The 9,125-nt window shown below is 64.3% G+C and carries 9 protein-coding genes; 4 read left to right on the top strand and 5 right to left on the bottom strand.

The window, feature by feature from the left end; genetic code table 11:
- From EN969_RS06455 to EN969_RS06465, 3 genes are all read left to right on the top strand, one after another.
- The coding region (locus EN969_RS06455) for a M24 family metallopeptidase (protein WP_127419031.1) at window positions 1–685 on the top strand (685 nt) is incomplete at its 5' end.
- Between the two features lie 5 nt (window positions 686–690).
- A complete protein-coding gene (gene doeB, locus EN969_RS06460) occupies window positions 691–1,689 on the top strand; it encodes a N(2)-acetyl-L-2,4-diaminobutanoate deacetylase DoeB (RefSeq protein WP_024502317.1) in 999 nt (332 codons plus the stop codon).
- A gap of 414 nt (window positions 1,690–2,103) precedes the next feature.
- A complete protein-coding gene (locus tag EN969_RS06465) occupies window positions 2,104–2,415 on the top strand; it encodes a hypothetical protein (protein WP_224675447.1) in 312 nt (103 codons plus the stop codon).
- Window positions 2,416–2,485: 70 nt separating this feature from the next.
- Here EN969_RS06465 and EN969_RS06470 read toward each other — a convergent pair whose 3' ends face one another.
- The 3 genes from EN969_RS06470 to EN969_RS06480 form a co-directional block, all read right to left on the bottom strand.
- Window positions 2,486–3,604: a P1 family peptidase gene (locus tag EN969_RS06470; RefSeq protein ID WP_063170123.1), complete on the bottom strand. Its 1,119-nt coding sequence runs from the start codon at window positions 3,602–3,604 to the stop codon at window positions 2,486–2,488.
- A gap of 4 nt (window positions 3,605–3,608) precedes the next feature.
- Window positions 3,609–5,240, bottom strand: coding sequence for an exodeoxyribonuclease VII large subunit (gene xseA, locus EN969_RS06475; RefSeq protein WP_063170124.1), 1,632 nt, complete (start codon window positions 5,238–5,240; stop codon window positions 3,609–3,611).
- Window positions 5,241–5,323: 83 nt separating this feature from the next.
- Complete coding sequence (locus tag EN969_RS06480; protein WP_063170125.1) at window positions 5,324–6,280, bottom strand: LysR substrate-binding domain-containing protein; 957 nt, start codon at window positions 6,278–6,280, stop codon at window positions 5,324–5,326.
- A 178-nt stretch (window positions 6,281–6,458) separates the two neighbouring features.
- Here EN969_RS06480 and EN969_RS06485 point away from each other — a divergent pair, with 178 nt between their 5' ends.
- Complete coding sequence (locus EN969_RS06485) at window positions 6,459–6,749, top strand: DUF1127 domain-containing protein (protein WP_063170126.1); 291 nt, start codon at window positions 6,459–6,461, stop codon at window positions 6,747–6,749.
- 160 nt (window positions 6,750–6,909) lie between these two features.
- On the opposite strand, the gene EN969_RS06490 is transcribed toward EN969_RS06485, so the two are convergent.
- Together EN969_RS06490 and EN969_RS06495 are read right to left on the bottom strand one after the other, a co-directional pair.
- A complete protein-coding gene (locus tag EN969_RS06490) occupies window positions 6,910–7,956 on the bottom strand; it encodes a DUF937 domain-containing protein (protein WP_024502320.1) in 1,047 nt (348 codons plus the stop codon).
- A 100-nt stretch (window positions 7,957–8,056) separates the two neighbouring features.
- Window positions 8,057–9,125, bottom strand: a 1,069-nt coding sequence (locus EN969_RS06495; protein WP_127419032.1) for a glutamate--cysteine ligase, incomplete at its 5' end; no start/stop codon positions are given.

A 9,125-nucleotide genomic window follows, 5' to 3' on the forward strand; every position in this document is an offset into this window, starting at 1 on the left:
CGACTATATGCGCAAGGCGGCTCGCATCGTCGAGGCGATGCACCAGCGCATCTTCGACAAGATCGAGGTCGGCATGCGCAAATGCGATCTCGTTGCCGAAATCTATGATGCCGGCACGCGCGGCGTCGACGGCATCGGCGGCGACTATCCGGCGATCGTGCCGCTGCTGCCGTCGGGTGCCGATGCCTCGGCGCCGCATCTGACTTGGGACGACAGACCGATGAAGCGGGACGAGGGCACCTTCTTCGAGATCGCCGGCTGCTACAACCGCTATCACTGCCCGCTGTCGCGCACCGTCTTCCTCGGCAAGCCGACGCAGGAATTCCTCGATGCCGAGAAGGCGACGCTGGAAGGCATGGAAGCGGGGCTGGCCGCGGCCAAACCCGGCAACGCCTGTGAGGACATCGCCAACGCCTTCTTCGCCGTGCTGAAGAAGTATGGCATCGTCAAGGACAACCGCACCGGCTATTCGATCGGACTGTCCTATCCGCCGGACTGGGGCGAGCGCACGATGAGCTTGCGTCCCGGCGACCGCACCGAACTCAAGCCCGGCATGACCTTCCATTTCATGACCGGCCTGTGGCTGGAAACGATGGGACTGGAGATCACCGAGTCCATCCTGATCACCGAAACCGGTGTGGAGTGCCTGGCCAATGTGCCGCGTAAGCTGGTGGTGAAGGATTGAGCCCGATGTCGAATCTACGCTCATCACCGGTCGCGCCGACCGTCGATTTCGACCGCGACGGCGTCCAGCACGGCTTCCTGCGCTTGCCCTACAGCCGCGACGATTCCGCGTGGGGCTCGGTGATGATCCCGATCTGCGTCATCCGCAACGGCAACGGACCGGCAGCTCTGCTGTCCGGCGCCAACCATGGCGACGAATATGAGGGGCCGCTGGCCCTCTACGATCTCGCCAGGACCCTCGATCCCAGGCAAGTCAGCGGCACGGTGATCATCGTGCCGGCAATGAACTATCCGGCCTTCCGCGCCGGCACGCGCACCTCGCCGATCGACAAGGGCAACATGAACCGCAGCTTTCCCGGCCGGCCGGACGGAACGGTGACCGAAAAGATCGCCGATTACTTTCAACGTGAGCTGCTGCCTCGCGCCGACATCGTGTTCGACTTCCACTCCGGCGGCAAGACGCTGGACTTCGTGCCGTTCTGCGCGGCGCACACTTTGCCCGACAAGGCGCTGGAACAGAAAGCCTTTGACGCGGTCGCGGCCTTTGCCGCTCCGTTCTCGATGCGCATGATCGAGATCGACGCCGTTGGCATGTACGACACGGCAGCCGAGGAGATGGGCAAGGTCTTCGTCAGCACCGAACTTGGCGGCGGCGGCACGTCGCGCGCGCAAACCGTGCGGATCGCGAGGCGCGGCATTCTCAACGTGCTGCGTCATGCCGGCATTGTAGATGGTGCGGTCGAGAAGACTCGAACCCAGTGGCTCGACATGCCGTCGGGCGATTGTTTCTCGTTCGCCGAAGACGACGGCATGATCGAAACCATGGTCGATCTCGGTGAGCCCGTCAAAGAAGGCTCGGTGCTGGCGCGCATTCATTCCACCGGCCGCACCGGCGTCGCTCCGCAGGAGATCCGGGCAAAAATGTCGGGCATGCTTGCGGCGCGGCATTTCCCCGGGCTGGTTAAGGCCGGCGACTGCGCGGCGGTGGTGGCTGTGCACGTCTGAGCGGCTCCGCCGGGGCCTGCTCCACCCGGTTCGGGTCCATCGTCACTTGTTCTGCGTCCGTCGCGGAGCCCTTCGGCGCGGCGGAAAGAAGCAGGATAGCGGGCGGAGTCGACATTGCAGGAGGATGTCACTATATAGCGGCGGCTTCGACCCGCGCGCCCGAGGGCAGCACCTCGAAGCAACTGTGAATGTGTAGTGTTTTGCGCCATCTATTGTGACGGAAATCGGCTCGGAAACCGGAAAAAAGCAAATAGAAACAGTGGCGCAGCGCTGGGTGTGACCCAGCCAACGGTACCGACCCCTCCAGAATCAGAAAATGCCCTTGACCCCTCGATTTCCTATGGCTCTGTGGACCTTGGACGGCATTGGCTTGCCGGCTGACCGCGACTCGGCTGGAATGGGGACATGCATCCTTTGCGGGATGTCGACGTTTATGATTACCAACCGGCTTTGCCGCCAGGGAACAGCAGTATGAGCGAACACGCCATCGAATTCTTGCGGGGATGGATCGGCGAAAAGGTCCATTGCCAATCCTCCCAGGCAAGGATCGACAAGCAGGCCGAAACCTTGGCCAAGGAGTGCGCCGCCGAGGCGGCCGAGGTCGGCATTCCGCTGGAGGATATCCAGGAAGAAGTCGGCGATATCCAGGAACTTATCGCATCCCGGCTTGAGGAAGCGGCCGAGGCCGAAGAAAGCCAGCAGGCCCCCAGAAAAGCCGCGGAATGATCAAAGCCGCCGAATGATCGCATAGCGGCGACATTGTTGCAGCGCGGGCTTCTGGCCCGCGTTTTTGTCTTCAGCCAAAGGTCTCCTTCAGCCACGTCTTCGGCAGCGCCGGCACGAAATTCCCGTCCCGTCCGGTCATATCGTCATTGGCAACCAGCGCGTTGAGGATTGCTTCCTCTACGGTCTGGATCACCGCATCGAAAAACGGATCGATGTCGGTATCGGGAATAAAATCGGCACTGGCGATGCGGCCGGATGGCGCCCGCGCGGCGCTCGCATTGGCGGTCGAGAAGGCGATGAAAATGTCGCCTGAACTGTGATACCCGAAGCCTCCGGTCATGGCGACGCCAAGCGGCACCCGTCGGGCCAGCCGCTTCATCTGATGCGGCAGGAACGGTGCGTCGGTGGCGATGACGGCGATGATCGAACCCTTTTCGGCGCGCGGTGTGCCTTCGCGGACAGCCGGTTCGACGAGTTGCGGCCCGGCGCGCAGGCCGCGAATGGTTATATTGCGCCGTTTGCCAAAATTGGACTGCACGAAGGCGCCGACCGTATAGGCACGGCCGTGCCATTCGACGATGCGCGATGCCGTGCCGGAGCCGGCCTTGAAGCCGAAGGTGATCATGCCGGTGCCGCCGCCGACGCTGCCTTCCTCGATCGGTCCGCCGGCGGCACCGTCGAGGGCCTGCGCAACATGCTCCGACGTCAAATGGTGGCCGTTGATGTCGTTGAGGAAGCCGTCATAGGTCTCCGCCGCCACCGGCAGTCCCCAGCCGCTGTCGAGCGCCGCCGGCAGCACGCTTTGCATCCAGCGCAGCGTGCCGTCGCGGGAAACACCGCAGGAATGCGTGTTGGTGATGGTGATCGGGAAGTTGAAAGCGCCGGTTTCCTCGACGATGTGCGAGCCGGTCAGTTCGCCGTTTCCGTTCTGGCTGAAGATCCCGGCGAAGACCGGGTTGGCGAGGTCGGCAAGCGGCCTGGGCAGGATCGCGGTCACGCCGGTGCGCACCGGTCCCTTGCCGACGACAAGCGCGCCATCGCCCGAGATCAGCGTCGCATAGCCGACCGCGACGCCGGGCACATCGGTGATCGCGTTGAACGGTCCAGGCCGTCCGTCGAAGCCGATGCCGAAATTTCGCGCGCGCGGTTTGCCTGAGGGCGTTGCCAGATGATGCGGATTGTCGGTCATGGTGTCAGAATAGGGATCCCTGATTGCCAGGCTCTTTGGCCTTGGCCGCCGGCTTGGCCACGGCTTTCGGTTTTGCCGTGCCGCTGATTGCCACCGCATCGGCGGTCCCGTCGGCGAACTCGAGCGAAAGCGCCATTCCCGACGCCACGTCGGCAGCCTGCTTGACGACGGTGCCATCCGCATCTCTCACCAGCGCAAAGCCGCGGGCCAGGACGGCCTTGTGCGACAGCGACGCCATCAACCTGTCGGCCTGGACGATGCGGCCGCGCAGGCGCTCCAGCCTGAGCACCACTGCTTGCGTGCCGCGTCTTGTCAAAGCTGTCAGCAAATCCCTCTGCACGCGTTGCCGCCGTGCCGTCGGCTCGATCGTGATGCGGCCTTGCAGCATGGCCAGTTGCTGCTTGTGCCGCTGCAGCGATGCCCTGGCACATTTTGGCAATTGATCCGCCGCCCGGTTAAGCTCCGCACGCCGGGCTCTTGCCATCGCACGCAGTGCCCCTTGTGCTCGCAAAAGATTGCGTTCGTTGGTGCGCCGGGCCTCTGCAATGCGCTGCGACAGCATTGCCGGTGTCAGTTTCACGGCAAAAAACCTTGCACGCTTGCGTTCGGTGGAGACCAACAGGCCCCGGCCCAGCCTGGATGTCGCCTCATCGAGGCGCCGGCGCGGCAGCGCCAGCAATTGATCGGGCGAGGGCAGAGCCCGGGCGGCGGCACGGGCGGCCTGCCGCTTGCGCTCGAAATTGCGCAGCACCGCCGCTTTCAGCCGCGCACCGAGGCTGGCAAGCGTTGCTTCGAGGTCGGCCTTCACCGGCACGGCGATTTCGGCCGCGCCTGTCGGTGTCGGCGCTCGCACGTCGGCAACGAGGTCGATCAGCGTCCAATCGGTCTCGTGGCCGACAGCCGAGATCACCGGAATGCCGGAAGCGGCAACCGCGCGGGCGAGCGCCTCGTCGTTGAACCCCCAGAGGTCTTCGAGGCTGCCGCCGCCACGCGCAACGATCAACAGATCGGGCCGCTGGATGGCGCCATCCCATGCCAGCGCGTTGAAGCCGTTGACCGCGGCAGTCACTTCCGCGCCTGACGTCTCGCCTTGCACGCGCACCGGCCAGACCAGGACATGCAGCGGAAAGCGGTCCTTGATGCGGTGGATGATGTCGCGGATGACGGACCCTGTCGGCGAGGTGACGACGCCGATGACGCACGGCATGAACGGCAGCAGCCGCTTGCGACCGGTGTCGAACAGCCCCTCGGCCTGCAGCCGCCGCTTGCGCTCCTCCAGCAGCGCCATCAGGGCGCCGGCGCCAGCCGGCTCCAGATTGTCGATGACGATCTGGTAGTTGGATTTGCCGGGATAGGTGGTGAGCTTGCCGGTGGCGATCACCTCCATGCCCTCTTCGGGACGGAACTTCAGCCGGCTCATCGTGCCTTTCCACACCACGGCGTCGAGCCGCGCGCGGTCGTCCTTCAGCGCGAAATAGGCATGACCTGAGGAATGCGGCCCGCGATAGCCTGATATCTCGCCACGCACCCGCACATTGCCGAAAACGTCCTCGACCGTGCGCTTCAGCGCGCCGGAAATCTCGCTCACCGTATATTCGGCGGCGTTGGTGCGTGATTCGGATGCTACTTCGCTCATCCGTCGATTGGGGAACGGTTGGGCGCCCGCGTCAAGGCGGTTGCGTCGGGCCAGCCGTTCATAACCCGCACACCTGGCCCTGCCTACCAGCCGGGCAGGATCTGGTTCGGCTTGGTTCGCCGCAGCTTGGTGAAGGCGAGCGCTGCGAAATCGAACGTTCCGGGGTCTTCGCCGACCGGCACCGAGATGTTGTCCAGGCTTTCCGAAATATGGCGGGCGAGCGCATCGACGATCTCCGGCCGCGACGTCTGGCCGCGCATGATGCCGATGCGGCAATCGGGCAGGGCGCCGAAGCCGTCGGCTTCGCCCAGCACCCGCATACCGGGTCTGAGCGCGCATTCCGGCAGCACCGAGATTGCCAGCCCGGAAAGCACCGCGGCGGTGATGACGGTGGCCGAGAAACTGGTGAACAGGATACGATAGTCGCGGTTCTGCTGGTCGAGCACATCGACGGCGGCGCGCCGCCAGATGCAGTTCGGCCGGCCGAAGGCCATCGGCAGCGTTTCCTGCTCATGCGTGGCATGATTGGCCGAGGTGACCCACAGCAGCGGTTCGCGCCGCACCACCTCCGACTGGCCGCGTACGTCGTTGTGCGTCACCAGCGCGAGGTCGAGATTGCCGCGCTTGATATGCTCGACCAGCCCCGGCGTCGGCTCGCAGATGACGGTGAGTTCGACGCGCGGATTGGAGCGGGTGAACCGTGCCATGATCTCGGGCAGGAAACGATCGGCGTAGTCGTCGGGCGTGCCGATGCGGATCGTGCCTTCGAGCCGCCGGTCGTCGAAGGCCGCCAGGGTCTCGCGGTTGAGATAGAGCAGCCGCCGCGCATAGGAGAGCAGCTTGTCGCCTTCCTCGGTCAGCCTGTTGGTGCGTCCGTCCTTTTCGAACAGCGGCTTGCCCAGCCGCTCCTCCAGCCGGCGCATCTGCATCGACACCGCCGACTGGGTCCGGTGCACCTCTTCGGCTGCTCGCGTGAAGCTGCCGGTGTCGGCAATCGAGATGAAGGTCTGCAACTGATCGAGATCGAGCGGCGATTTCATCGATATGATCCATCACTGGTGTTGATGGTAAAGATTAGAAACATTCGTTGGATTAATCAATCGGCCGATGGCAAATTGGCATTGTCCACATGAAGGCATGTGAATCGAAGCCGGAACGGCCGCTGTCGCCAGCGCCGATCGCAAGGCTTTGCCCGTTCGAGTCTGAAGGAGACCGACAATGACCACGTTCGATTTCGCCACCGAGACCCCGCGCATCACCTCGCGTCCGGCCGTTGCGACGCGCGTGGCCAACACCGTCTCCAACATCTACCGCGCCTGGAAAAACCGCCGCGCCTTTTATCGCCTTGGCGAGATGTCGGACGCCGAACTCGCCGATATCGGCCTGACGCGCGCCGACCTGCATGTCGCTATCGACGTGCCGTTTGGCCGCGACCCGACGGCGATGCTGCGCGAGATCGCCAGTGATCGCATCGAAACGATCGAGGATTTCGCTCGCAAGGTGGCCTGATCGGTTGCTTGTTGTTTAGGTTGCCGTGAACCTTTTCAGGGTTCGACGCGACTGACGAGTATGCAGGCTCCCACTCCCTGCCGGATCCCCCCGGCCCGCCTGCACTCTGCCCGGTCCTCCCAGGACCGGGCTTTTCTCTTTCTACCTCAGCGAAGACCGCCTACCGCCGGTCCATGTCCCGCTTAAACTGGTCGAAGATTGTCTCCACGCCCTTCTGGTAGTCATCACGCTGCTGGGCGCCGGTTTCGAACATCTTGCCGAACAGGTCGTCGAACGGGTTTTTCGGCCGGCCGCTCGGATTGGCCTGTGGCTGCGGTGCCTGACGTTGCGGGGGCGCTTGAGGCTGTTGCGGCGCCGGCTGTCCGCCGGGGATGCCGCCTAAGCCACCGCCACCTTGCCGCAGCATCTCCTCGAAGATTTTCCCCAGCGGATTGTCTCCGTAGGGGCTTTGCGTCTGCTGGGGCTGCGGCTGCGCCCGCCCCTGCGGCTGCGGCTGAGGCGCGCCACCGCCGAACATGTCCTGCAGCACCTTGCCGAGCGGATTGTCGCCGTAGGGATTGGGTGCCGGCTGCGTCTGGCTTTGCGGCTGTGGCTGAGCCGCGCCGCCGCCGAACATGTCCTGCAACACCTTGCCGAGCGGGTTGTCCATCGGGTTCTGGGGCGGCGGCGCCTGGCGCGGCTGCGGCGCCGGGGCCTGCATGCCGCCGCCTTGCCGCATCATCTGCTCGATGATCTCGCCGAGCGGATTGTTGCCGCCGCCGCCAAAACCGCCGGCGGCCTGCATCTGGTTTGCCGTCTGCTTGAACAGCCCGCCCATGACCATCGAGGCGATCGCCGGCAGCATCTGCTGCAGGATCTGCTGATTGACGCCGCTGGCTTGCGCCGCCTGGCTGGCCACGGCGCGAGACAGATCCTTCGAACCGAACAGGTGCCCGAGAATGCCGTTGCCCTCATCGACGCCTTGCGGCGAGAAGGCCCGGGTTGCGTCCTCGAAATACTTGGCGTGCTGGCCGCTGGCCATCGCCGTCATGAAGGCGCCGAGCCCATAGGGGTCGGCGGTGTTGCGTTGCAGCCCCTGCGAAAAGGCCGGCAGCAATGCGGCAACCGCCGCTTGCGTCTGCTGCATTGAAAGCCCGTATTGCTGGGCAAGGGCCTGCATGCCATTGCCGTTCTGGGCCTGCGTCAGCATGTCGAACAAGGTGGGCATCGGCGTCTCCTCCGGAAATCCTCGCCGAAGAAGCCTAGTTTGTTTCCACTTCCGATTGAAGCGACTTTTGCCGGCCGGTCAGCTTTGCCAAATCCGAGGGTTAATAGGCGTATTCCATGAAAACCGGCTCGATCGAGCCGCCCCAGCGCGTGTGGTAGGCCGACAGCATCTCCTCGGCGCTGGTGGTGCCCCGCGCCACCACTTCGTCCAACGTGTTGAGGAAGGAGGTCTCGTCGTAGCCGTCGCGGTTCTTCTTGCCACGGTTCTTCAGTCCCATGCGGGAAATGACCATCACGTCACGCGCGATCTCGCGCAGCGTGGTGTTGCGGAAGGGTGCGGAGATGCCTTGTTCCGGCACGGCATTGCGCATCGCCAGCGTTTCTTCATACGTCCAGCTCGAGGTCAGCGCCTCGGCGGCATCGAGTGCGGCCTCATCATAAAGCAATCCGACCCAGAAGGCCGGCAGCGCGCAAATGCGCCGCCATGGCCCGCCATCGGCGCCGCGCATCTCGAGGAAGCGCTTCAGCCGCACATCCGGGAACAGCGTTGACAGATGGTTCGCCCAGTCGCCCATTGTCGGCAGCCCGTCCGGCACTTCATTGCGCGCGGCCCCGGCCATGAACTGGCGGAAGGTGATGTGGGTCATGTCGTGATAGCGACCGTCGCGGATGACGAAATACATCGGCACGTCGAGCGCCCATTCGACATAGTCGGCGAAACCGAAATCGGGCGAGAAGCAGAATTCGAGCAGGCCCGAGCGCTGGTTGTCGGTGTCACGCCAAATGTCGCCGCGCCAGCTCTGCAAGCCGTTCGGGTGGCTTTCGGTGAAAGGCGAATTGGCGAACAAGGCCGTCGACAGCGGCTGCAGCTTCAACGACACCTGCATCTTGCGGCGCATGTCGGCCTCGCTCTCGAAGTCGAGATTCACCTGGATCGTGCAGGTGCGGTACATCATGTCGAGGCCCTTGGTGCCGACCTTGGGCATGTAGCGCGTCATGATCTCGTAGCGCGATTTCGGCATTTTCGGCGTCTCGGCAAGCGACCATTTCGGGCTGCCGCCGAGGCCGAGGAAGCGGATGCCCATCGGCTCGGCGATCTCGCGCACCTGCGCCAGATGGGCGTTGCCCTCGCGGCAGGTCTGGTGGATCGTCTCCAGCGGTGCGCCGGAA

The organism is Mesorhizobium sp. M7A.F.Ca.CA.003.01.2.1, from assembly GCF_003998945.1.
GTDB classification, from domain to species: Bacteria; Pseudomonadota; Alphaproteobacteria; order Rhizobiales; family Rhizobiaceae; genus Mesorhizobium; species Mesorhizobium ciceri.